Origin of the sequence: Pseudomonas sp. QD4, assembly GCF_049199125.1 — a bacterium.
Lineage (GTDB): Bacteria > Pseudomonadota > Gammaproteobacteria > Pseudomonadales > Pseudomonadaceae > Aquipseudomonas.
This window is the reverse complement of record NZ_JBLZOM010000004.1, coordinates 245,600-268,592: the sequence shown is the minus strand read 5'-3', so window position 1 is coordinate 268,592 and position 22,993 is coordinate 245,600. Positions and strand designations below refer to the sequence as shown.

22 protein-coding genes are annotated in these 22,993 nt (G+C 61.1%); 18 read left to right on the top strand and 4 right to left on the bottom strand.

Annotated elements, in window-relative coordinates:
* The first annotated feature begins 28 nt into the window (after window positions 1-28).
* The 15 genes from hscA to ACOZJV_RS24135 all read left to right on the top strand — a co-directional run bounded on the left by hscA (window position 29) and on the right by ACOZJV_RS24135 (window position 14,390).
* Window positions 29-1,891, top strand: a complete 1,863-nt coding sequence (gene hscA, locus ACOZJV_RS24205; protein WP_421548682.1) for a Fe-S protein assembly chaperone HscA — start codon at window positions 29-31, stop codon at window positions 1,889-1,891.
* A 3-nt stretch (window positions 1,892-1,894) separates the two neighbouring features.
* Window positions 1,895-2,236 carry an ISC system 2Fe-2S type ferredoxin gene (gene fdx, locus ACOZJV_RS24200; protein ID WP_020298472.1) on the top strand — a complete coding sequence of 114 codons (342 nt, stop codon included), beginning with the start codon at window positions 1,895-1,897 and terminating at the stop codon, window positions 2,234-2,236.
* A 14-nt stretch (window positions 2,237-2,250) separates the two neighbouring features.
* Complete coding sequence (iscX, locus tag ACOZJV_RS24195; RefSeq protein WP_020298473.1) at window positions 2,251-2,451, top strand: Fe-S cluster assembly protein IscX; 201 nt, start codon at window positions 2,251-2,253, stop codon at window positions 2,449-2,451.
* A gap of 92 nt (window positions 2,452-2,543) precedes the next feature.
* Entirely contained in the window at window positions 2,544-2,969 is a 426-nt protein-coding gene (ndk, locus tag ACOZJV_RS24190; protein ID WP_020298474.1) for a nucleoside-diphosphate kinase, read from the top strand.
* 28 nt (window positions 2,970-2,997) lie between these two features.
* The gene (rlmN, locus tag ACOZJV_RS24185) at window positions 2,998-4,146 is read left to right on the top strand and encodes a 23S rRNA (adenine(2503)-C(2))-methyltransferase RlmN (protein ID WP_020298475.1); all 1,149 of its coding nucleotides are present in this window, start codon (window positions 2,998-3,000) and stop codon (window positions 4,144-4,146) included.
* A gap of 12 nt (window positions 4,147-4,158) precedes the next feature.
* Window positions 4,159-4,917 carry a type IV pilus biogenesis/stability protein PilW gene (gene pilW, locus ACOZJV_RS24180; RefSeq protein ID WP_078472025.1) on the top strand — a complete coding sequence of 253 codons (759 nt, stop codon included), beginning with the start codon at window positions 4,159-4,161 and terminating at the stop codon, window positions 4,915-4,917.
* On the top strand, window positions 4,917-5,924 hold the full coding sequence (locus ACOZJV_RS24175; protein WP_201208224.1) for a RodZ domain-containing protein: 1,008 nt from the start codon (window positions 4,917-4,919) through the stop codon (window positions 5,922-5,924). The genes pilW and ACOZJV_RS24175 overlap by 1 nt, the downstream gene beginning before the upstream one ends.
* 3 nt (window positions 5,925-5,927) lie before the next feature.
* Window positions 5,928-7,037, top strand: a complete 1,110-nt coding sequence (gene ispG, locus ACOZJV_RS24170; RefSeq protein WP_020298478.1) for a flavodoxin-dependent (E)-4-hydroxy-3-methylbut-2-enyl-diphosphate synthase — start codon at window positions 5,928-5,930, stop codon at window positions 7,035-7,037.
* 24 nt (window positions 7,038-7,061) lie between these two features.
* Window positions 7,062-8,351 (top strand): histidine--tRNA ligase, encoded by a 1,290-nt coding sequence (gene hisS, locus ACOZJV_RS24165; RefSeq protein WP_201127737.1) that lies wholly within the window; start codon window positions 7,062-7,064, stop codon window positions 8,349-8,351.
* A 41-nt stretch (window positions 8,352-8,392) separates the two neighbouring features.
* On the top strand, window positions 8,393-9,034 hold the full coding sequence (locus ACOZJV_RS24160) for a tetratricopeptide repeat protein (protein ID WP_020298480.1): 642 nt from the start codon (window positions 8,393-8,395) through the stop codon (window positions 9,032-9,034).
* Window positions 9,027-10,178, top strand: a complete 1,152-nt coding sequence (gene bamB / locus ACOZJV_RS24155) for an outer membrane protein assembly factor BamB (RefSeq protein ID WP_078472022.1) — start codon at window positions 9,027-9,029, stop codon at window positions 10,176-10,178. Before ACOZJV_RS24160 ends, bamB begins: the two co-directional genes overlap by 8 nt.
* A 145-nt stretch (window positions 10,179-10,323) precedes the next feature.
* Window positions 10,324-11,793 carry a ribosome biogenesis GTPase Der gene (der, locus tag ACOZJV_RS24150; RefSeq protein WP_020298482.1) on the top strand — a complete coding sequence of 490 codons (1,470 nt, stop codon included), beginning with the start codon at window positions 10,324-10,326 and terminating at the stop codon, window positions 11,791-11,793.
* 170 nt (window positions 11,794-11,963) lie between these two features.
* Complete coding sequence (locus ACOZJV_RS24145) at window positions 11,964-13,112, top strand: pyridoxal phosphate-dependent aminotransferase (RefSeq protein WP_421548681.1); 1,149 nt, start codon at window positions 11,964-11,966, stop codon at window positions 13,110-13,112.
* Window positions 13,100-13,891, top strand: coding sequence for an amidohydrolase (locus ACOZJV_RS24140; RefSeq protein WP_078472020.1), 792 nt, complete (start codon window positions 13,100-13,102; stop codon window positions 13,889-13,891). Before ACOZJV_RS24145 ends, ACOZJV_RS24140 begins: the two co-directional genes overlap by 13 nt.
* 85 nt (window positions 13,892-13,976) lie before the next feature.
* Window positions 13,977-14,390 (top strand): hypothetical protein, encoded by a 414-nt coding sequence (locus tag ACOZJV_RS24135; protein ID WP_421548680.1) that lies wholly within the window; start codon window positions 13,977-13,979, stop codon window positions 14,388-14,390.
* Between the two features lie 86 nt (window positions 14,391-14,476).
* On the opposite strand, the gene leuA is transcribed toward ACOZJV_RS24135, so the two are convergent.
* The 4 genes from leuA to ACOZJV_RS24115 all read right to left on the bottom strand — a co-directional run bounded on the left by leuA (window position 14,477) and on the right by ACOZJV_RS24115 (window position 19,700).
* The gene (gene leuA, locus ACOZJV_RS24130; RefSeq protein ID WP_201127730.1) at window positions 14,477-16,156 is read right to left on the bottom strand and encodes a 2-isopropylmalate synthase; all 1,680 of its coding nucleotides are present in this window, start codon (window positions 16,154-16,156) and stop codon (window positions 14,477-14,479) included.
* 367 nt (window positions 16,157-16,523) lie between these two features.
* Complete coding sequence (locus tag ACOZJV_RS24125) at window positions 16,524-17,345, bottom strand: peptidoglycan DD-metalloendopeptidase family protein (RefSeq protein WP_078472017.1); 822 nt, start codon at window positions 17,343-17,345, stop codon at window positions 16,524-16,526.
* Window positions 17,346-17,348: 3 nt separating this feature from the next.
* Window positions 17,349-18,728: an exodeoxyribonuclease VII large subunit gene (gene xseA, locus ACOZJV_RS24120; RefSeq protein WP_421548679.1), complete on the bottom strand. Its 1,380-nt coding sequence runs from the start codon at window positions 18,726-18,728 to the stop codon at window positions 17,349-17,351.
* Window positions 18,729-18,803: 75 nt separating this feature from the next.
* Window positions 18,804-19,700 carry a LysR family transcriptional regulator gene (locus tag ACOZJV_RS24115; RefSeq protein ID WP_421548678.1) on the bottom strand — a complete coding sequence of 299 codons (897 nt, stop codon included), beginning with the start codon at window positions 19,698-19,700 and terminating at the stop codon, window positions 18,804-18,806.
* A gap of 99 nt (window positions 19,701-19,799) precedes the next feature.
* Between ACOZJV_RS24115 and ACOZJV_RS24110 the strand changes: the two genes are divergently transcribed.
* The 3 genes from ACOZJV_RS24110 to guaB all read left to right on the top strand — a co-directional run bounded on the left by ACOZJV_RS24110 (window position 19,800) and on the right by guaB (window position 22,942).
* A complete protein-coding gene (locus tag ACOZJV_RS24110) occupies window positions 19,800-20,567 on the top strand; it encodes a sulfite exporter TauE/SafE family protein (RefSeq protein ID WP_078472014.1) in 768 nt (255 codons plus the stop codon).
* Between the two features lie 147 nt (window positions 20,568-20,714).
* Window positions 20,715-21,263, top strand: a complete 549-nt coding sequence (locus ACOZJV_RS24105) for a sugar ABC transporter ATPase (RefSeq protein WP_201127721.1) — start codon at window positions 20,715-20,717, stop codon at window positions 21,261-21,263.
* Between the two features lie 209 nt (window positions 21,264-21,472).
* The gene (gene guaB / locus ACOZJV_RS24100; RefSeq protein ID WP_078472013.1) at window positions 21,473-22,942 is read left to right on the top strand and encodes an IMP dehydrogenase; all 1,470 of its coding nucleotides are present in this window, start codon (window positions 21,473-21,475) and stop codon (window positions 22,940-22,942) included.
* The last annotated feature ends 51 nt before the right edge of the window (window positions 22,943-22,993 follow it).

Here is a 22,993-nt window from a genome sequence, read left to right as displayed (position 1 = left end):
CCTGATAGACAGATAAGACCTGATTACCATGGCCCTACTGCAGATCGCCGAACCCGGCCAAAGTCCTCAACCGCACCAGCGTCGTCTGGCTGTGGGGATCGACTTGGGCACCACCAATTCGCTGGTCGCTGCATTGCGCAGTGGTCTTTCCGAACCGCTGGCGGACGCTGATGGGCGGGTCATCCTGCCTTCCGCCGTGCGCTACCACGCTGATCGTGTCGAGGTCGGCGAGTCTGCCCGGCTGGCGGCGTCTGGCGATCCCTTGAATACCGTGCTGTCGGTCAAGCGCTTGATGGGTCGTGGTCTGTCCGACGTCAAGCAATTGGGCGAGCAGTTGCCGTATCGCTTTGTCGATGGCGAGTCGCACATGCCGTTCATCGACACGGTGCAGGGCCCGAAAAGCCCGGTCGAAGTCTCCGCCGAGATCCTCAAGGTGCTGCGTCAGCGCGCCGAGTCGACCCTGGGTGGCGAGTTGGTAGGGGCGGTGATCACCGTTCCGGCCTACTTTGACGACGCACAGCGTCAGGCCACCAAGGACGCGGCCAAACTGGCGGGTCTGAATGTGCTGCGTTTGCTCAACGAGCCGACCGCAGCGGCGGTGGCCTATGGCCTGGATCAGCACGCCGAAGGCGTGGTGGCGATCTACGACCTGGGCGGCGGCACCTTTGATATTTCTATTCTGCGCCTGACCGGCGGTGTGTTCGAAGTGCTGGCCACCGGTGGCGACACCGCCCTGGGCGGCGATGACTTCGATCACGCGATTGCCGGCTGGATCATCGACAGTGCCGGTTTGTCGGCCGATCTCGATCCTGGCGCGCAGCGTCGTTTGCTGCAAACCGCCTGCGCCGCCAAGGAAGCCCTGACCCACGCCGATTCGGTGGACGTGGTCTATGGCGAATGGCGCGCGGCGCTGACTCGTGAACAGTTCGACGCTCTGATCGAACCCATGGTTGCGCGTAGCCTCAAGGCGTGCCGCCGTGCGGTGCGTGATTCCAATGTTGAGCTCGACGATGTGCAGGCAGTGGTCATGGTCGGCGGTTCGACCCGTGTGCCACGCGTGCGCCAGGCCGTCGGCGAGATGTTCGGGCGTGAGCCGTTGACCGAAATCGACCCGGATCAAGTGGTGGCCATCGGGGCTGCGATCCAGGCCGACACCTTGGCCGGCAATAAGCGCGACGGCGGCGAACTGCTGTTGCTGGACGTGATTCCGCTGTCCCTGGGGCTGGAAACCATGGGTGGGCTGATGGAGAAGGTGATTCCTCGCAACACCACCATCCCCGTCGCCCGTGCCCAGGACTTCACCACCTACAAGGATGGGCAGTCGGCCATGATGATTCACGTGCTGCAGGGTGAGCGCGAGCTGATCAGCGATTGCCGCTCCCTGGCGCGCTTCGAATTGCGCGGTATTCCGCCGATGGTGGCGGGTGCGGCGAAAATCCGCGTGACCTTCCAGGTCGATGCCGATGGCCTGCTCAGTGTGGCGGCCCGTGAGCTGGGGTCGGGCGTTGAAGCGAGCATCCAGGTCAAGCCGTCCTACGGCCTGACCGATGGTGAAATCGCCAAGATGCTCAAGGATTCGTTCCAATATGCCGGCGACGACAAGGTCGCCCGTGTCCTGCGCGAGCAGCAGGTTGATGCCCAGCGCCTGATCGAGGCGGTGCAAGGCGCCCTGGAGGCTGATGGCGAGCGCCTGCTGGATGCCGAAGAGCGCATGGTCATCGAGTTGCAGATGCAGGAACTGGCCGAACTGATGAAGGGTACCGATGGTTACGCCATCGAGCAGCAGACCAAGCGTCTGTCGCAAGTGACCGATGCTTTTGCTGCCCGACGCCTGGATTCGACGGTGAAAGCGGCGCTGGCGGGGCGCAACTTGAATGAAATCGAGGAATAACTGATGCCGCAGATCATTTTTCTGCCACATGCCGTGCTGTGCCCGGAAGGTCTGGTTGTAGAGGTTGCGCCCGGTACCTCGATTCTCGAAGTGGCCCACGATAACCATATCGAGATCGAAAGCGCCTGCGGCGGTGTCTGTGCCTGCACCACCTGCCACTGCGTGATTCGTGAAGGGTTCGATTCGCTGAATGAAGCGGACGAACTGGAAGAAGACATGCTGGACAAGGCCTGGGGGCTTGAGCCTCAGTCGCGCCTGTCCTGCCAGGCGATCGTCGGTGAAGAAGACCTGACCGTCGAAATCCCGAAATACTCGCTCAACCATGCCGCCGAAGCGCCGCACTGATTCAAGGAATAGTCATGAGTCTGAAATGGGTTGATGTGCTGGAAATCGCGATTCAGCTGGCCGAATCCCGGCCGGAAGTGGATCCGCGCTATGTAAACTTTGTCGATCTGCACAAGTGGGTTCTGGCACTGCCGGAGTTCAGCGACGATCCGGCTCGCGGTGGCGAGAAAGTTCTTGAAGCAATTCAGGCTGCCTGGATTGAAGAAGCGGACTGAATCCGCGCTGTACGCAGTTAGGCAATCCCTATAAACCCGCGTATAATTCGCGGGTTTAATTTTTCGCAAATTACCGTTTCTGGAGTTACACCATGGCTGTTCAACGTACTTTCTCCATCATCAAGCCTGACGCTGTTGCAAAAAACGTCATCGGCAAGATCGTTTCCCGTTTCGAAGAAGCCGGCCTGCGCGTTGTAGCTTCGAAAATGAAGCAACTGTCCAAAGCTGAAGCCGAAGGCTTCTACGCTGAGCACAGCGCTCGTGGTTTCTTCGGCGAGCTGGTTGCCTTCATGACTTCCGGTCCGGTTGTCGTTCAGGTTCTGGAAGGCGAAAACGCTATCGCTCTGAACCGTGAGCTGATGGGCGCTACCAACCCTAAAGAAGCTGCTGCCGGCACTATCCGTGCTGACTTCGCCGAGTCCATCGACGCCAACGCCGTTCACGGTTCGGACTCCGAAGCCGCTGCTGCTCGCGAAATCGCTTACTTTTTCGCTGCTACTGAAGTAACCACTCGCTAAGCATTGGCTTAAGAGTGAAGGTGAATCCATGACTACATCGACTGTAAAAACCAACCTGTTGGGTCTGACTCAACAGGAAATGGAAAAATTCTTCGACTCAATCGGGGAGAAGCGTTTCCGTGCCGGTCAGGTAATGAAATGGATTCACCACCTTGGCGTCGATGATTTCGACGCCATGACGAACGTCAGCAAAGCCTTGCGCGACAAGCTCAAGGTGATTGCTGAGGTTCGCGGTCCTGAAGTCGTCAGCGAGGACATCTCCAGCGATGGCACCCGTAAATGGGTGGTGCGCGTGGCGTCCGGCAGCTGCGTCGAGACCGTGTACATTCCCCAGGGCAAACGCGGCACTCTTTGCGTTTCGTCCCAGGCAGGCTGTGCCCTGGATTGCAGTTTCTGCTCCACCGGCAAGCAAGGTTTCAACAGCAACCTCACCGCCGCCGAAGTCATCGGCCAGGTGTGGATTGCCAATAAATCGTTCGGCAGCATCCCGGCGACCGCCGACCGTGCCATCACCAACGTGGTGATGATGGGCATGGGCGAGCCGCTGCTGAACTTCGACAACGTCGTCGCGGCCATGCACCTGATGATGGACGACCTGGGTTACGGCATCTCCAAGCGCCGAGTGACCCTGTCGACCTCCGGCGTGGTGCCGATGATCGATGAGCTGTCCAAGCACATCGACGTCTCGCTGGCGTTGTCCCTGCACGCTCCCAACGATGCGTTGCGCAACCAGCTGGTGCCGATCAACAAGAAGTACCCGCTGAAGATGCTGCTCGAGTCCTGCCAGCGCTACATGTCGTCCCTGGGCGAAAAGCGCGTGCTGACCATCGAGTACACCTTGCTCAAGGACATCAACGACAAGGTCGAGCATGCGGTTGAAATGATCGAGTTGCTCAAGAACATTCCGTGCAAGATCAACCTGATCCCGTTCAACCCGTTCCCGCACTCCGGTTACGAGCGGCCGAGCAACAATGCCATCCGTCGTTTCCAGGACCAGCTGCATCACGCCGGTTTCAACGTCACCGTGCGCACCACCCGTGGTGAGGATATCGATGCCGCCTGTGGCCAACTGGTCGGGCAGGTGCTGGACCGCACCCGTCGCAGCGAACGCTATATTGCGGTGCGCGAGTTGAGCGCTGATGCCGATATGCCGCAAAGCGCCGCGAATCGTACTTGAGAGAGGCTCTCCATGACCTTTCGCGTTGCGCTGCTGTTGCTGGTTGTCAGCCTCTCGGCTGGCTGCGTTCTGTCGGGTGATTTCAACCCGCTGAACACCAGTAAGGGCCGCGACGAAGCGCGTCAGGCCTATGTGCAACTGGGTTTGGGGTATCTGCAACAGGGCATGACCGAACGTGCCAAGGTGCCGCTCAAGAAAGCCCTGGAGCTGGATGAGTCGGACGCCGATGCCAATGCCGCCCTGGGGCTGGTGTTCCAGGCCGAGATGGAGCCGGAGCTGGCCGACGAGCATTTTCGCAAGGCCTTGGCCTCGCGCCCTGCCGATGCTCGGATCCTCAATAACTACGGCAGCTTTCTCTTCGAAGAAAAACGTTACAAAGAGGCTTATCAGCGCTTTGAACAGGCTGCTGCTGATACCCTGTACCCCGAGCGTTCTCGCGTGTTCGAGAACCTTGGCATGACCGCAAAGAAATTGGGGCAGCGTGAGTTGGCCCAGCAGCAACTGGAAAAAGCCCTGCGTCTGAATCGTCAACAACCGCACGCCTTGCTGGAAATGGCTGAGTTGTCCTTCGAAGACAGGCATTATGTCCCCGCACGCGACTATTACGACCGTTTTAGCCTGCTGAGCGAGCAAAATGCACGTAGTCTATTGCTCGGCGTTCGGCTGGCGGATGTGTTTGAAGATCGCGACAAGGCCGCCAGTTATGGTCTGCAATTAAAACGACTCTATCCCGGTACGCCGGAATATCAGCAATACCTGTCGGAGCAATGATGAAAGCGGCGCATCCCGAAGTTCTAGCAGTGACTCGCGTAAACCCCGGTGAGACCCTGCGTCAGGCCCGCGAAAGCAATGGTTGGTCGCAGGCAGAAGTGGCCCTGAAGCTCAATCTCACCGTGAGCTCGCTGAATAATCTGGAAACCGGTGCTTTCGACAAGCTGCCGGGACATACCTTTTCCCGTGGTTATATCCGTGCCTACGCCAAGTTGCTGGGGATGGAGCAGACCAACCTGGTCCAGCAGTTCGACCTTTACACCGGCTCCGACTCTCAAGGCAGCAGCGTGCATGCCTTGGGTCGTATTGAAGAACCGGTCCGGGTTTCCCACACCATTTTGCGCATCGTCAGCCTGTTGCTGCTGGTGGCTGTGGTCGGCGGTGGCTTTATCTGGTGGCAGGATCAGACCTCGCTGCGCAGCAAGGACCTGACGTCGTTCGGCCAGGAGCACGTCGAAGTCGAAGGCGCCGATGGCACCACACAGATTCACCCGATCGACGAGCCGGAAGACCAGGCCGTGGTCGAAGGTCAGGCTGAAGGGGGGGCTACCAACCTCGCCCTGCCACAGGCTCAGACCCCGGCTGAAGCCCCGGCCAGCCCCGCTGCCCCCGCTGCTTCTGCTCCAACCGTTGCAGCGCCGGCCCATACCGCGCCCGCTCCGGTGGTCAGCGCCCCGGCAGCAGCCGCGCCGACTGCGCCGGTAACGCCTGCCCCAACGGTTGCCGCCCCGGCCGTATCGGCACCCGCAGCAGCCCCGGTGGCAGGTTCGGGTCAGGTCCAGATTCAATTCATTGCTGATTGCTGGGCCCAGGTCATTGATGGCAATGGCAAGGTGCTGCTCAGTGGCCTCAAGCGTAAAGGCGAAACCGCCGACGTGACGGGCAAGCCGCCATTTGCCGTACGCCTGGGCTACGCCCGTGGCGCGCAAATCAGCTACAACGGACAAGCGGTCGATGTGGCTCCGTTCACCAGTGGCGAGACCGCTCGCCTGAAGTTAGGTCAATAAGTCATGCACGGCGAATCTCCAATCAAACGTCGCGAGTCCCGCAAAATCTGGGTTGGCTCGGTGCCTGTGGGGGGCGATGCCCCGATCGCGGTGCAGAGCATGACCAACAGCGATACCAATGACGTGGCCGCTACCGTGGCCCAGATCAACCGCCTGGAAGCCGCAGGCGTGGATATCGTGCGGGTATCGGTCCCGGACATGGACGCTGCCGAAGCATTCGGTCGCATCAAGCAGCTGGTCAAGGTACCGCTGGTGGCCGACATCCACTTCGACTACCGGATCGCCCTGCGCGTGGCTGAGCTGGGCGTCGATTGCCTGCGGATCAACCCGGGCAACATCGGTCGTGAAGACCGTGTGCGTGCTGTGGTTGATGCCGCCCGTGACCGCGGGATCCCGATCCGCATCGGCGTCAACGCCGGCTCCCTGGAAAAGGATCTGCAGAAGAAATACGGCGAACCGACCCCGGCAGCCCTGGTTGAGTCGGCCCTGCGTCACGTCGAGCACCTTGAACGCCTGAATTTCCAGGATTTCAAGGTCAGCGTAAAGGCCTCCGATGTGTTCATGGCTGTCGAAGCCTACCGCCTGCTGGCCAAGGAAATCGTCCAGCCGCTGCACTTGGGCATTACCGAAGCCGGTGGTTTGCGCTCAGGCACGGTGAAATCCGCCGTGGGCCTCGGTATGCTGCTGGCCGACGGGATTGGCGATACTATTCGCATCTCGCTGGCGGCTGACCCGGTCGAGGAAGTGAAAGTCGGCTACGACATTCTCAAATCCCTGCATCTGCGTTCCCGTGGTATCAACTTCATCGCCTGCCCGAGCTGCTCGCGGCAGAACTTCGATGTGGTCAAGACCATGAACGAGCTGGAAGGGCGCCTTGAAGACCTGTTGGTGCCGCTGGATGTTGCGGTCATCGGCTGTGTGGTCAACGGTCCAGGTGAAGCCAAGGAGGCCCATATCGGCCTGACTGGCGGTACACCGAACCTGATTTACATCGACGGCAAGCCGTCGCAGAAATTGACGAATGAGAATCTGGTGGATGAGCTGGAAAAGCTGATCCGCCAGAAAGCGGCCGAAAAGGTCGAAGCTGACGCTGCGGTGATCGCGCGCGGCTGATTCAACAGAATTTAAGGATTTTTAGTGAGCAAGTCTCTGCAAGCCATTCGTGGCATGAATGACATCCTGCCCGAGCAGACGCCCCTGTGGCGCTATTTCGAGAGCACTGTGGCGCGCCTGCTGGATAACTACGGTTACAAGCAGATCCGCATGCCGATCGTCGAGTTCACCGATCTGTTCAAGCGCTCCATCGGCGAAGTGACCGACATTGTCGAAAAAGAGATGTACACCTTCGAAGACCGTAACGGCGACTCCCTGACCCTGCGTCCGGAAGGCACCGCCGCGTGCGTGCGCGCGGTCCTCGAACACGGCATTACCGGCGGTGGCCAGGTGCAGAAGTTGTGGTACATCGGTCCGATGTTCCGCCACGAACGCCCGCAGAAAGGCCGTTATCGCCAGTTTCACCAGATCGGTTGCGAAGTGTTCAACCTCGACGGTCCGGACATCGACGCCGAACTGATCGTGCTGACCTGGCGCCTGTGGGGCGAGCTGGGTATTCGTGACGCGGTCAAGCTCGAACTCAACAGCCTGGGCACCGCCGAGGCTCGTGCCCGTTATCGCGACGCGCTGGTGGAATTCCTCTCGGCCCGCCTCGAGTTGCTGGATGAAGACAGCCAGCGCCGCCTGAAAACCAACCCGCTGCGGGTGCTCGATACCAAGCATCCGGAAACTCAGGCGGTATTGGTGGATGCGCCGAAACTGGCCGACTACCTCGACGAAGAGTCGCGGGTGCATTTCGAAGGCCTCAAGGCGCGCCTGGACGCTGCCGGCATTCCGTATGTGATCAACCCCAAGTTGGTCCGTGGCCTGGATTACTACAGCAAGACGGTTTTCGAATGGGTCACCGACAAGCTCGGCGCCCAGGGCACTGTCTGCGCGGGCGGTCGTTACGACGGTCTGGTGGAGCAGATGGGCGGCAAGCCGACCCCGGGCGTAGGTTTTGCCATGGGCATCGAGCGCCTGGTGCTGCTGCTGGAAACCCTGGAGCAGATCCCGGACGAGATTTCCCGTCAGGTCGATGTCTACCTCTGCGCCTTTGGCGAGGCTGCCGAACTGGCCGCCCTGGCCTTGAGCGAGCGGGTTCGCGATCAACTGCCAAACCTGCGCCTGCAGATCAACGCCGGCGCCGGTAGTTTCAAGAGTCAATTCAAGAAGGCCGACAAGAGCGGTGCGCTGTACGCACTGATCCTCGGTGACGACGAACTGGCCCAGCAAGTGGTAGGTTTCAAACCCCTGCGTGGCCAGGGCGAACAACAAAGCATTGCCTGGGATGCGCTCGCTGCACACCTGGCCACCTGCGTCGTGCAGGGTTGAAGCTGTCAAACAGCCGAATTTAGCGATTAAGGAGTATTGGGGTGTCGAGTACCGAAGATGAACAGCTGACGGAATTCAAAGACTGGTGGCAGCGCAACGGCAAACCCCTGGTCACTGGCGGCCTGTTGGCGCTGGTCATCGTGTTCGGCTGGCAGGCCTGGCACAAGTATCAGAGCAATCAGTCGCAAGGCGCCTCGATGCTCTATCAGCAATTGCTTGAAACCACGCTGACCCCTGACGGCAAGCCTGATGCGGCGCGCGTTGCGGACCTGGCCGGCAAGCTCAACAGCGAGTTCGGCGGCACCGCCTACGCGCAATACGGCAGCCTGTTCGTGGCCAAGGTCGCGGTCGATACCGGCAAGCTGGACGATGCTGCCAGCGAGCTCAAGGCGATTGCCGACAAGCCTGTGAATCCGACCCTGGGTGAAGTTGCACGCCAGCGCCTGGCGCAGGTACTGGCCGCACAGAACAAAGCCGATGAAGCACTGAAGCTGCTCGACGGCGATGCTGACAAGTCGTTCCTGGCCACTCGTGAAGAGCTCAAGGGCGACCTGCTGGTCCAACTGGGCCGGATCGACGAAGCCCACGCGGCTTACCAAAAAGCCAAGGCTGCGCTGTCTGATGAAGCGGCGGTCGGTGGCCTACAAATCAAGCTGGACGACCTGGCCAAAGGGGATGCGTGACGTGATTCGTTGGAAACATGCAGCATTGCTGGCTCTGGCCATTTTGGCCGCGGGTTGCAGCAGCAACAGCAAAAAAGAACTGCCACCGGCTGAGCTGGTCGACTTCAAAGAAGAAGTGGTCCTGCAGAAGCAGTGGAGCCGTTCGGTCGGTGACGGCCAGGGCGAAACCTACAACATGCTGGTTCCGGCCATCGACGGCGACACCATCTATGCCGCGGACGTTACCGGCGTGGTGATGTCCCTGGATCGCATGAACGGTGACGTCAAATGGAAGAAAGACCTTGAACTGCCTGTTTCCGGCGCCGTTGGCGTGGGTTACGGCCTGGTCATGATCGGCACTCTGAAGGGCGAAGTGGTTGCCCTGGATGCGTCCAGCGGCGAAGAAAAATGGCGCGCTCGCGTGACCAGTGAAGTCCTCGCCCCACCTGCCAGCAATGGCGATGTGGTGGTGGTGCAAACCCAGGACGACCGTGTGATTGGCCTCGACGCCAGCACCGGCAACCAACTCTGGCTCTATGACAGCACTCCTGCAGTACTGACCCTGCGCGGTACCAGTGCTCCGGTGGTGACCAACCGCCTGGCAGTGGCCGGCCTGTCCACCGGTAAAGTGGTCGCCCTGGATATCCGCAACGGCGTGCCGGTGTGGGAGCAGCGTGTGGCTATTCCTCAGGGCCGTTCCGAGCTGGATCGGGTCGTCGACATTGACGGTGGCTTGCTGCTGTCGGGCGGCACCCTGTATGTCGCCAGCTACCAGGGTCGCGTTGCAGCCCTGGACCTGGAAAGCGGTCGTCCGCTCTGGCAGCGTGATGCTTCCAGCTATGCCGGCGTCGCCCAGGGTTTTGGCAGCGTGTACGTGAGCCTGTCGTCGGGCACCGTTGAAGGTGTTGACGAGCGCTCCACCACTGCCCTGTGGAGCAATGACTCTCTGGCTCGCCGCCAACTGTCGGCTCCGGAAGTGTTCTCCAGCTACGTGGCGGTCGGTGACCTGGAAGGTTACCTGCATCTGCTGAGCCAGGTTGACGGTCGTTTCGTCGGCCGTCAGCGCATCGACAGCGACGGCCTGCGTGCGCGTCCGCTGGTGGTGGGTGACATGATTTATGTGTATGGCAACAGCGGCAAACTGGAAGCCCTGACCATCAAGTAATGGTTTGACTATGCTTGGGGGCAGCAATGTCTCCAGGCGGCCTTGCCTTGGCAAGGCTCGTAGCACTTGAACGTGCTGCCCCGAGCACCAGCCGCTGCCTCGCAGCGGCTTTTGTATTTTCTGAAATAACGCAGTGGAGAGCCGCATGGTTCCCGTAATCGCCCTGGTGGGTCGACCGAACGTCGGCAAGTCCACCTTGTTCAACCGCCTGACTCGGACTCGCGACGCCATCGTCGGCGACTTGTCCGGTCTGACCCGTGATCGCCAATACGGTGAGGCCAAGTGGCAAGGGCGCTCCTACATTCTGGTCGACACCGGTGGTATTTCCGGTGACGAGCATGGCATGGATGAAAAGATGGCCGAGCAGTCGCTGCTGGCCATTGAAGAAGCCGACGTCGTTCTGTTCCTGGTAGACGCCAAAGCCGGTTTCACCGCGGCTGACCAGATGATCGCCGAGCACTTGCGCAAGCGTAACAAGCGCTCCTACGTGGTCGCCAACAAGGTCGACAACATCGACCCGGAAATGGCCCGCGCCGAATTCGCCCCGTTGGGCATGGGCCACGCGATTCCAATCGCCGGTGCTCATGGCCGTGGCATCACCCAGATGCTGGAGATCGCCCTGAGCGATTTCCCGAGAGATGAAGAAGAGCCGGAAGAAGGCGAGGAAGAGATCGTTGCCGAAGGCGAGGAAGCCAAGCGCATTCCTGGCCCGAGCGAAAAGGACGGGATCAAGATCGCCATCATCGGCCGGCCGAACGTCGGCAAGTCGACCCTGGTCAACCGCATGCTCGGTGAAGACCGGGTCATCGTCTACGACCAGCCCGGCACCACCCGCGACAGCATCTACATCCCGTTCGAACGTAACGAGGAAAAGTACACGCTGATCGACACCGCCGGTGTGCGCAAGCGCGGCAAGATCCACGAGGAAGTTGAAAAATTCTCGGTGGTGAAAACCCTGCAAGCGATCAAAGACGCCAACGTGGTGATCTTTGTGATGGACGCCCGCGAAGGCGTGGTGGACCACGACCTCAACCTGCTGGGCTTTGCCCTGGAGGCCGGTCGGGCACTGGTGATCGCGATCAACAAGTGGGACGGCATGACGCCGAGCGAGCGCGATTTTGTGAAGATCGAGCTGCAACGTCGGCTGTTCTTCGTCGAGTTCGCCGATATCCACTTTATCTCGGCGCTGCACGGCACCGGCGTGGGTAACCTCTACGCGTCGGTCCAGAACTCGTTCAAGTCCGCAGTGACCCGCTGGCCGACCAACCGTCTGACCCAGATCCTGGAAGACGCGGTAGGCGAGCATGCACCGCCGATGGTCAACAACCGCCGCATCAAGCTGCGTTACGCCCACTTGGGTGGTGCCAACCCGCCGATTATCGTGATCCACGGTAACCAGATCGAGAAGGTGCCCAAGTCGTATGTGCGTTACCTGGAAAACACCTACCGCCGTGTCCTGAAGCTGGTTGGTACGCCGATCCGTATCGAGTTCAAGGGTGGCGAGAACCCATACGAAGGCAACAAGAACACGCTGACTGACCGTCAGGTGAACAAGAAGCGTCGTTTGATGACTCACCACAAAAAAGCCGACAAGAAACGCCGCGATAAGAAGTAAGCAGCGGCGAGTGACACACTGTCAGTTTCAAAGCGTGTCGCTTAAAACTTGAAGCGCGCAGCTGCTGTCAAAAAGGGTCCTATATGGACCCTTTTTTAATGGCCGGCGTTTGGGCTATCCTCGGGCTCTCCCGCGCCGCCGTAGAGCCGGGTGTTCAGCAGGGAATCCCCATGATCACCAGTAAGTTGCCGAACGTCGGCACCACCATCTTCACCCAAATGTCCCAGCTCGCTGCCGAAACCGGCGCGCTCAATCTGTCTCAAGGTTTTCCGGATTTCGACGGGCCGCAGGCATTGCGCGACGCCGTTGGCCGGCATATCGCCAGCGGTCATAACCAATACGCGCCCATGACCGGGCTGCCGGCGCTACGCCAGCAAGTGGCGGCCAAGATCGCCCGCAGCTATGGCGTGCAGGTTGATCCCGACACTGAAGTGACCATCACGCCTGGCGCGACCCAGGCGATCTTCTGCGCCATTCAGGCGGTGATCCAGCGCGGTGACGAGGTGATCGTCTTCGACCCGTGCTACGACAGCTACGAACCTTCGGTCGAGCTGGCCGGTGGCCGTTGCGTGCATGTGCAACTGGGCGTGAAGGACTTTGCCATCGATTGGCAGAAGCTCGGTGACGCGCTGAGCCCACGCACCCGCATGATCATTCTCAACAGCCCGCACAACCCCAGCGGCGCGCTGATCTCACGGGCCGAGCTGGATAAGTTGGCGGCCCTGATTCGCGATCGCGACATTTACTTGGTCAGCGATGAGGTATACGAGCACCTGGTGTTCGACGGTGTACCCCATGTCAGTGTGCTGGCCCATGAGGAGTTGTATCAGCGGGCATTCGTGGTCAGCTCGTTCGGCAAGACTTATCACGTTACCGGCTGGAAAACCGGTTATGTGGTGGCTCCCCCGGCGCTGAGCGCCGAGCTGCGCAAGGTGCATCAATATGTCAGCTTCTGCGGCGTGACCCCTTTGCAGTACGCTTTGGCCGACTACATGGCCGAGCACCCGGAACATGTTGAAGAACTGCCAGCGTTCTACCAGGCCAAGCGTGATCTGTTCTGCGATCTGCTGGCCCCTTCGCGGTTCAGTTTTACTCGGGTGGCCGGTACTTATTTCCAATTGGTGGACTATTCACAGATTCGTCCGGACCTGAGTGATGTCGAGATGGCGATCTGGATGACCCGTGAACACGGCGTGGCGACCATTCCGGTGTCGGTGTTCTACCAGAGCCCGCCGCAGGAACAGCGTCTGGTACGCCTGTGTTTTGCCAAGCGCGAGGAGACGCTGCGTCAAGCGGCAGAGAAGCTATGCGTGATTTGAGTGCGTTACCCAATCTGAATGTGGCACTGATCCAGACCACCCTGGCCTGGCATGATCGCCAGGCCAACTTCGAGCACTTCGAGCGGTTACTTGAACAGGCCCGCGGCGCGGACCTGATTATCCTGCCCGAGATGTTCACCACCGGATTTTCCATGGAGTCCGAGACCCTGGCCGAGGCCGAGAATGGCCCCACCAGTAAATGGTTGCGCGCCCAGGCCGCGAAACTCGATGCGGTGATCACCGGTAGCGTGATTGTCCAGGCTGCCGACGGCAGCCATCGCAACCGCCTGCTGTGGGCGCGGCCCGATGGTGAGGTCTGGCACTACGACAAGCGCCACCTGTTTCGCATGGCCGGCGAGCACAACCACTACACCCCTGGCGAGCGTCAGGTGCAGTTCGAGCTCAAGGGGTGGCGAGTGCGTCCACTGATTTGCTACGACCTGCGCTTCCCGGTGTGGAGCCGCGATGCCCACGACACCGACCTGCTGCTGTACACCGCCAATTGGCCGGGTGCGCGGCGCCAGCACTGGAATCGCCTGTTGCCGGCGCGGGCCATTGAAAACCTGTGCTATGTGGCGGCTGTGAACCGTGTGGGCACCGACGGTAAAGGCTTTGCCTATACCGGTGACAGCCAGGTGCTGGACTTCCAGGGCGAGACGCTGCTCAGCGCCGGCGACGCCGATGGCGTATTCCAGGTATGCCTGGATGCGGCAGAGCTGGCGGCCTATCGCACCCGGTTCCCGGCCAACCTGGACGCCGATACCTTTGTGTTCACCTGAGAGCAACGGCCGCTTTTTGCATGGGCGGCCTATCAAGATTCGGCGCTGAAGGTCGATAGCAGGTTCAACCAGGGAGATTCAATTCATGACCAGTATCGGTGTCACAGCGGTTAACCCTTTCCCGGTCTCAGCGCCCAAGGTACTGATCAACGGTGCTGATCCGAGCACCGCCAACAGTACTGTACTTGCGCCGGTCGAGGACGAGGCGGATGAGGGCAGCAAAGAGCTGCGTGTCGACTCTGCCGGCGCCAGTATCGATTCGGTGAAGGGCGGTGGTGACCCGGTCGAAGAGCTGAAAAAGCAGATCGAGCAAACGCAGAAGATGTTGGCGCAGCAGCAACAGGAACTGGCCAGCGCGCAACGCAGTCAGGGCACTGAACAGCAGAAAGCCCAGCGCGTGATGACCATCCAGGCGCAGATCGCAGTCACCAGCAGCACCCTGCAAACCTTGCAGGCGGCACTGTTGCAGGCCATGTTCAGCGTTGATGTGCATGCTTGAGGGCCGAGCCCTCGCTGTGAGTCATCAAGCCCAATAAAAAGGCCCCGAGGCGTTCACCTCGGGGCCTTTTGCGTTGCAGCCGGGGTTTATGCGGCTTTGGCTTCCTGCTGGCTCAGGGAGCGGTTCAGGGCGCTGAACAGAGCCTTGAAGCTGGCAGTGGTGATGTTTTCATCGATACCCACGCCATGCACCGCACGTTCACCGTCGACCCGCAGCTCGATGTAGGCTGCTGCCTTGGCGTTGGTGCCTGCGCCGATGGCATGTTCGTTGTAGTCCATGATCTCCACCGGGATTGGCAAGCCGGCCACCAGTGCCTCCAGGGCACCGTTGCCTTTGCCGCGCCAGTGCAGGTTGGTCTCGCCCTGGCCCTTGCTCGACACTTCGACTTCAACGGCGCTGTGGCCGTTCTCTTCCTGCAGGCGATGGCTGACCAGCGCATACGGGGTGTTGGCTTGCAGATACTCGCTGTGGAGCAGGGCGTGGATCTGCTGCGCGGTCATCTCCAGGCCGAGGCGGTCGGTTTCACGCTGTACCACCTGGCTGAACTCGATCTGCATGCGGCGTGGCAAGTTGATGCCGTATTCCTGCTCCAGCAGGTAAGCGATACCGCCCTTGCCCGACTGGCTGTTGACGCGAATCACCGCCTCATAGCTGCGGCCGATATCGGCCGGGTCGATCGGCAAGTACGGCACTTCCCACAGGGCGTCCGACTTCTGCTGGGCGAAGCCTTTGCGGATGGCATCCTGGTGCGAACCGGAGAACGCGGTATGCACCAGGTCGCCGACGTACGGATGACGTGGGTGCACCGGAATCTGGTTGCACTCTTCCACCACCTTGCGCACGCCGTCGATGTCCGAGAAGTCCAACTCAGGGTCGACGCCCTGGGTGTAGAGGTTCAGGGCCACGGTCACCAGGTCGACGTTGCCGGTGCGTTCGCCATTGCCGAACAGGCAGCCTTCAACACGGTCGGCCCCGGCCATCAGGCCCAATTCGGTAGCAGCTACGCCAGTGCCACGGTCGTTGTGGGTGTGCAGGCTGATCAGCACGCTGTCACGACGGTTGATATGGCGGCCGAACCATTCGATCTGGTCGGCATAGATGTTCGGGGTCGCGCATTCGACGGTGGCCGGCAGGTTGAGGATCACCTTGTGGGTCGGCGTCGGGTTCCAGACTTCAATCACCGCATCGCAGACTTCCTTGGCGAATTCCAGTTCGGTGGCGCTGAAGGTTTCTGGCGAGTACTCGAACTGCCATTGGGTTTCGGGCTGCAAGGCTGCGTATTTGACGAACAGCTTGGCGGCGTTGACCGCAATGGCCTTGATCCCGTCCTTGTCCTGGTTGAAGACGATGCGGCGGAAAGAAGGGGAGGTCGCGTTGTACAGGTGAACGATGGCTTTCTTCGCCCCGCGCAAGGACTCGAAGGTGCGTTCGATCAAGTCTTCACGGCCTTGGGTCAGCACCTGGATGGTGGTGTCGTCCGGGATGTGCCCGTCTTCGATCAGGGTGCGCACGAAGTCGAAGTCAGTCTGGGAGGCGGCTGGGAACGAGGCTTCGATTTCTTTCACGCCCACGGCGACCAGGGTTTTCCAGAAGCGCAGCTTCTTGACTGCATCCATCGGCTCGATCAGCGACTGGTTGCCATCACGCAAGTCGGAGCTGCACCAGATCGGCGCGCTGGTGATGGTCTTCGACGGCCAGGTGCGATCCGGCAAGTTGATGGTCGGGAACGCGCGGTACTTCGAGGACGGGTCTTTGAGCATGCTCATGGGGAAATCCTTATTGTCCGGGCCGAAAAGAGGCGGCCTGCCGGTGGGTCAATGGTTTTTGAAGCAGGGGGGACGAGGCACCGCGATTCAGCCTGGCAGTCGTGCGCTGACGAGGCAGAGGCTTCGATGTTGACGACGCTGGATGAGGGTGTGAGAGGTTTTCATGAGGCCAACCCTAACCACTGGGGTGAAAGATGGCAAGCGACCGCAAAAAATTGAGAGGAATACTCGAAACTCGAAAGATAGCGAGATTTTGTTTCGGTATTGCCCATTATTAATGGTTTTAATTGCGTGAGTGTTTCCCGTGGCGCAATTTATGCGGGCCAGCCTGCCAGCGATTCAACTGGGCAAGCCGGCCCCGGGGCGATCAGGGCTGGAAGGCGCCGATAAAGATCGCCGGGTCGACCCGGGCATCGTTCAAGCTGACGTTCCAGTGCATGTGCGGCCCGGTCGCGCGACCTGTCGAACCGACCTTGCCCACCACGCCGCCACGGGCCAGTTGCTGGCCGACCTTCACGTCGATTTTCGACATGTGGCAAAACATGCTGATAAAACCCTGGCCGTGGTCGACGAACACCGTATTGCCGTTGAAGAAGTAGTTGCCGATCAGAATCACCTTGCCGCCCGCCGGCGTCTTGATCGGCGTCCCCGCAGGAACCGCAAAGTCCAACCCGGCGTGAGGATTGCGCTCTTCGCCATTGAAGAAGCGGCGGACCCCGAACTTGCTCGACAGCGGGCCGTTGACCGGTTTGTCCAGCAGCAGGTTGCTCGGGGTATTCGGACTGAAGGTGCGGTAGGCGCGGATCTGCTCGGCCAGTTCACCGTCGATGCGCTTGAGGTCGGCCGGATTGGGGTTGACCTGGCGCTGGTTCTTCAGGGTGATGTGTTGTTCCGGGTATTTCTTGCTGCCGACCACGAAGCTCAGGTTGCGCCCGCCCGCGGTGATCTGCTGGGTGCCTGGTTTGACGGTCAGGGGCACGCCGACAATGGCCAGCCAGTTGTCCTGTTCCTTGACCACCAGCACCGGTTTGCCTCCGTAGCTGGCTTTGGGCGCCTGGGCGGCACTGCCCAGGTCGACCACGGCCACACCGCCAGGCACCGGCTTGTTCAGCAGGCGGGTGATGTAACTGTCGGCATGGGCGTTGAGGGTCAGGCACAGCAGTAGCGCGAAGCTCAGAAAGCGCGGCATGGATCAGTCCAGTAGAGAAAGGGTAACGGGCGTCAGGTGGTTATCTTCGACGCGAACGTGCAGCTCGCCTTCGCCCAGCTTGGCTTTAAGACGTTGCCCGGGCCGGGTCTGTTCGGCGCTGCGAATCGCCTGGCCGCGCTCGTCCAGCAAAATGCTGTAGCCCCGACCCAGTGTGGCCAGGGGACTGACCACCTGCAGGGTCTGGACCTGGCTCTGCAACTGCAGGCGCCTGGATTTGAGCCCCTCGCGCATGGCCCTTGGCAAGCGTTCGGCCAGGCTTTCCAGGCGCTGGCGCAGCATGGCCAGCTGGCGGCCGGGGTGCTGGCCGGCGAGGCGGGTTTCGAGGCGGATCAGGCGTTCGCGGCGGGTATTGAGGCTGCGTTCGAAGGCCCGGCGCATGCGCATGTCCAGGTCGTCCAGGCGTTGTGCCTGCTGACGCAGGCGTTCGCCGGGGTGGCGCAGGCGTCGAGCCATGCCCTCCAGGCGCAGGCGGTCCCGGGCCAGGCGGTCGCGCATGCGCATCACCAGCCGGCGGTGCAGGCTTTCGACGCGGCGTACCAGGTCGCTGGAGTCCGGGGCCAGCAATTCGGCGGCGGCTGACGGAGTAGGAGCCCGCACGTCGGCGACAAAATCGCTGATCGAGACATCGGTTTCATGGCCGACGGCGCTGACAATCGGCGTCACGCAGGCATCGACCGCACGGGCCACGGCTTCTTCGTTGAAACACCAGAGGTCTTCCAGCGAGCCGCCGCCGCGGGCCAGGATCAGCGCGTCGAAACCCCGGGCATCGGCCATTTGCAGGGCGCGGACGATCTGCGCGGTGGCTTCGCGGCCTTGCACGGCGGTAGGGATCAGCGTCAGGGCAACCTGCGGTGCGCGGCGGCGAAACACGCTGATGATGTCGCGAATCACCGCGCCGGTGGGCGAACTGATAATGCCGATGCGCTGCGGATGGGCCGGCAGTGGCCGTTTGCGCTCGGCGCTGAACAGACCTTCGGCGCTGAGTTTTTCCTTGAGCGCATCGAAGGCCAGGCGCAGGGCGCCATCACCGGCCGGCTCCACGGTATCGAGGATCAACTGATAGTCGCCACGCCCTTCGAACAGCGAAACCTTGCCCCGTACCTTGACCGCCAGGCCATCCTTCAAGGCCTGGCGCACGCGAGCGGCGTTCTGCCGGAACAGCGCGCAACGTACCTGGGCGCCACTGTCCTTGAGGGTGAAGTAGACGTGGCCGGAGGCCGGGCGGGCGAGGTTGGAGATTTCGCCCTCGACCCAGATATTGCTGAACACATCTTCGAGCAACACCCGCGCGCGGCCGTTGAGCTGGCTGACGGTCAGGACCTCGCGGTCCAGGCCGAGTCTTGTAAAGGGATCTTTAATCATGGGGCGCAGTTTAAAGGCGAGCCTCGCCAGGGAACAACGCAAATCGGCAAAACCCTGAGTGGCTTGTGCCAGCGGCTAGAGGGCGCTGCGAAAGGTCTCGATAAATTGCCCCACCAGGGGCGTCGGTTGTTGGCGGCAGGCAAGGGCGACAGTGCTTTGGCAATCCGGGTCGGCCAGGGGCAGGAAATGAATGTTCGCCGGGGCGATATCGCGCATCGATTGCGGCAGCAGGGCAATCCCGAAGCCGGCCTGGATCAGCTGCAACTGGGTGGTCTTGCGCGACACCACCCGCGCCGCCTTGGGGAAAAAGCCCTGGCGCATGCAGAGTTCCGCCGACAGGTAACTCAGGCCGCCCCGTTGCGGGTGGGGGATGGAGATAAAGGCTTGCTGCTTGAGATCCGCCAGGTCGATGCCCCGGGGCGGAGGATCCAGCGCCAGGGGATGCTGCGGCGGCACGGCGAGCAACAGTGGCTCGTTGAACAGCGGGATGATCTGCACCCCTTCGCGCTGGCGCAGTACGGGCAGACGCAGCAGGCCGATATCCAGGCGACCTTGCGCCAGCTCCTCCAGCTGCGCCTCCGACGACAGCTTGACGATGTCCATGTTGGCCCCGGGGCAGTGTTCCAGGTAGGTGCTGATGGCGCCCAGCAGGCGCCCGCTCATGGGTACGGTGCTGGAGTGGCTCAGGCGCAGGGTGCCCAGTTGCCCGTGGCCGACCTGGGTCGCGTGTTCGCTGGCCTTGTGCAGTTCGGTCAGTAGCGTGCGTGCCCGGGGGAAAAACGCTTCGCCCGCAGCCGTCAGCCGGGGCAGGCGCGAGGTGCGTTCGAACAGCGGGGTTTGCAGGTGGCTTTCCAGTTCCTTGATCTGCCGGCTCAACGCCGACTGGGCCACGAACAGGCGCTCGGCCGCCGCGCTGAAGCTGCCGCATTCGGCGATTTCCACGAAATAACGCAACTGGCGGGTCGAAATCACGAGTCATGCCTTTTTGAGATGAGTAAGTGTCCAGGACGATATTAGTCGCAAGGCTCGCCGCTGGCTAAAGTCATCTGCAACTGGATAAGGGGTCAATTGATGAGTGCGCTTGAGTTGTTGAGTCAGTGGTCGTTCAGCCCTTGGGCTTGGTTGTTGATCGGAGTCGGTATTGTCCTGGCTTATATAGTGTTCGGCATTGCCGGCTTTGGCACGGCGCTGGTGGCGGGGCCGATCCTGATTCTGTTCATGCCGCTGTCGAAGATCGTACCGCTGCTGGTGCTGCTGGATTTCGTCGCGGCCTTCGGCAACCTGTTGCCGTCGCGCAAAGACGTGGCCAAGCCTGAATTGCTGCGTTTATTACCCTGCATGGCGGTGGGGTGCACCCTGGGGGTGATCTTCCTGCTCAACCTCAAGTCCGACCTGTTGCTGTTGATGATGGGGCTGTTTATCAGCGCCTACGCGGTTTACAGCTTGTGGATCAAGGCCCGGCCAACTCGCCTGGCAGCCGGTTGGGCGGTCCCCATGGGGATCGTCGGCGGCTTGTTCGGTGCGCTGTTTGGCAGCGGTGGGTTCCTCTACGCCATTTACCTCAACAGCCGCCTGCCCAAGGATCCGGCGCGGGCGACCCAGAGTGCGCTGATCAGTTGCAGCACCGTGGTCCGCTTGAGCCTGTTTATGCTCGCCGGGGTCTATGCCGAGCTACCCTTGTTGGTGTTGGCCCTGTGTCTGTTGCCGGCGATGGCCCTGGGGCTGTGGATCGGCCGGCGGGTCACCATGAAGCTTTCACGGGAGGCCTTTGTCCGACTGGTGACCTGGCTGGTGCTGGCCAGCGGGCTGGCCCTTATCGGTCGCTACCTGAGCACTTGACCTGTGGGGTCCAGGGATTAAGCTGCCGGCCCGCAGGCTTGTCATTGGCCCACCGCCACCCGCTTCGATGCGGGTGCCGGTTCGCCGCTGATGATGCCCACGCTGACGACGCAGCTCTTTCCTTTCAGACGTTCCAGGCCTCACCCCATGAATTCGCAAAGCATCATCGTCCCGAAAATCTCCACCTTGCCGGTGCACGAACCGCGCGCGCGGGCGATCGTGCGCTGGCTGGTGCGCAAGAACATTATCGAAGAGACCCTGAGCACCTGCGGCCGTACCGGCAATCGCATGGCCCATGCCATTGCCCCGGGTGCGCGGGCGGTGGCGCTGCACCCGGAAGCGCTGCCGTTTGGCGAGCCGATCAACGGCCTGGAGATCATCACCGCGCGTTGCATCTATACCCCGGCCAAAGGCTTTCTCGAAGAAGCCGGTTGCGCCGAGTGCCGCCAGGAAGTCGGCGAGGCGCTGTTCGAGAGCCTGGAGGACTGGATGCCCGGGCGCACCGATAACTTCACTTGCCCCCTGTGCGGCCATGAAGACGACATCAACGGTTTCCTGTTTCTTCAGGAATGCGGGTTTTCCAACCTGGGCTTTATCTTCAACAACTGGGCCGAGGCCGGGTTCAAGCAGGACTTTATCGATGAGTTCGCCGATTGGCTGGACGTGCCGGTGAGCTGGGTGAAGGTCGAGTTGTAATACCGGGCTGACCGAGCGCCGACAAACTGCGCAACGGGGCTAGAGGAGGGGGTGAGGGAGGGGACGACGTTGCGCTTGATATAGACGTAGCAGCGCGACAATTGCCCCACCCATCACCCCGTCGATATTAGGCATAGTTTTACATTGAGCCGGCGGGGCTGTCTGAGTATAATGGCGCGCTTCCAATTTCCCGCCCGGGAGCCCCCGCGATGCTGCGTATCAGCCAAGAAGCCCTCACCTTTGACGACATTCTTCTAGTCCCCGGTTATTCCGAGGTACTTCCCAACGAAGTCAGTCTAAAGACCCGTCTTACCCGTGGCATCGAGCTGAATATTCCACTGGTCTCCGCCGCCATGGACACCGTCACTGAAGCCCGTCTGGCAATCGCCATGGCTCAGGAAGGCGGCATCGGTATCATCCACAAGAACATGACCATCGAGCAGCAAGCTGCCGAAGTGCGCAAGGTCAAGCGTTACGAGGCCGGTGTGGTCAAGGACCCGATCACCATCGAGGCCGAAGCCACTGTTCGCGAGCTGTTCGAACTGACCCGCATGCACAACATCTCCGGCGTTCCGGTACTGCACGATGGCGACCTGGTCGGCATCGTCACGTCCCGTGACGTGCGTTTCGAGAACCGTCTGGAAGCCACTGTCCGTGAAGTGATGACGCCTAAAGAGCGCCTGGTCACGGTCAACGAAGGCGCCGACAAGAACGACGTCCGTGAGTTGTTACACAAGCACCGCATCGAGCGCGTGCTGATCGTCGACGAAAAATTTGTCCTGAAAGGCATGATGACCGTCAACGACATCGAAAAAGCCAAGGCTTACCCGCTGGCCAGCAAGGACGACCAAGGTCGTCTGCGTGTAGGCGCTGCGGTCGGCACCGGCAAGGACACCGGCGAGCGCGTCTCGGCCCTGGTGGCTGCCGGCGTTGACGTGGTGGTGGTCGACACCGCCCACGGTCATTCCAAGGGTGTGATCGACCGCGTGCGCTGGGTCAAAGAGAATTTCCCTGAAGTGCAAGTGATCGGCGGCAACATTGCCACCGGCGCTGCGGCCAAGGCCCTGGTTGAAGCGGGCGCCGACGCAGTCAAGGTCGGCATCGGCCCAGGCTCGATCTGCACCACCCGTATCGTTGCCGGTGTCGGCGTGCCGCAAATCAGCGCCATTGCCAATGTGGCATCGGCTCTTGAAGGCACCGGCGTGCCGTTGATCGCCGACGGTGGCATCCGCTTCTCCGGTGACCTGTCCAAGGCCATCGTTGCTGGCGCTTCCTGCGTGATGATGGGCTCGATGTTTGCCGGTACCGAAGAGGCACCAGGCGAAATCGAACTGTTCCAGGGTCGCTCCTACAAGGCTTACCGCGGCATGGGTTCGCTGGGTGCTATGTCTCAGGCGCAAGGTTCTTCCGACCGTTACTTCCAGGACTCCTCCGCGGGTGCCGAGAAGCTGGTTCCGGAAGGCATCGAAGGCCGTGTTCCGTACAAGGGCACCCTGAGCGCGATCATCCATCAACTGATGGGCGGCCTGCGTTCCTCGATGGGTTACACCGGCAGCGCCGACATCGAAGAGATGCGCACCAAGCCTGAATTCGTGCGGATCACCGGCGCCGGCATGGCCGAATCCCACGTGCACGACGTGCAGATCACCAAGGAAGCGCCAAACTACCGCGTAGGTTGAGGCTTCAAGCAAATCGTTAAGCAACCGGGGCTGTTTTATTCAGCCCCGAGT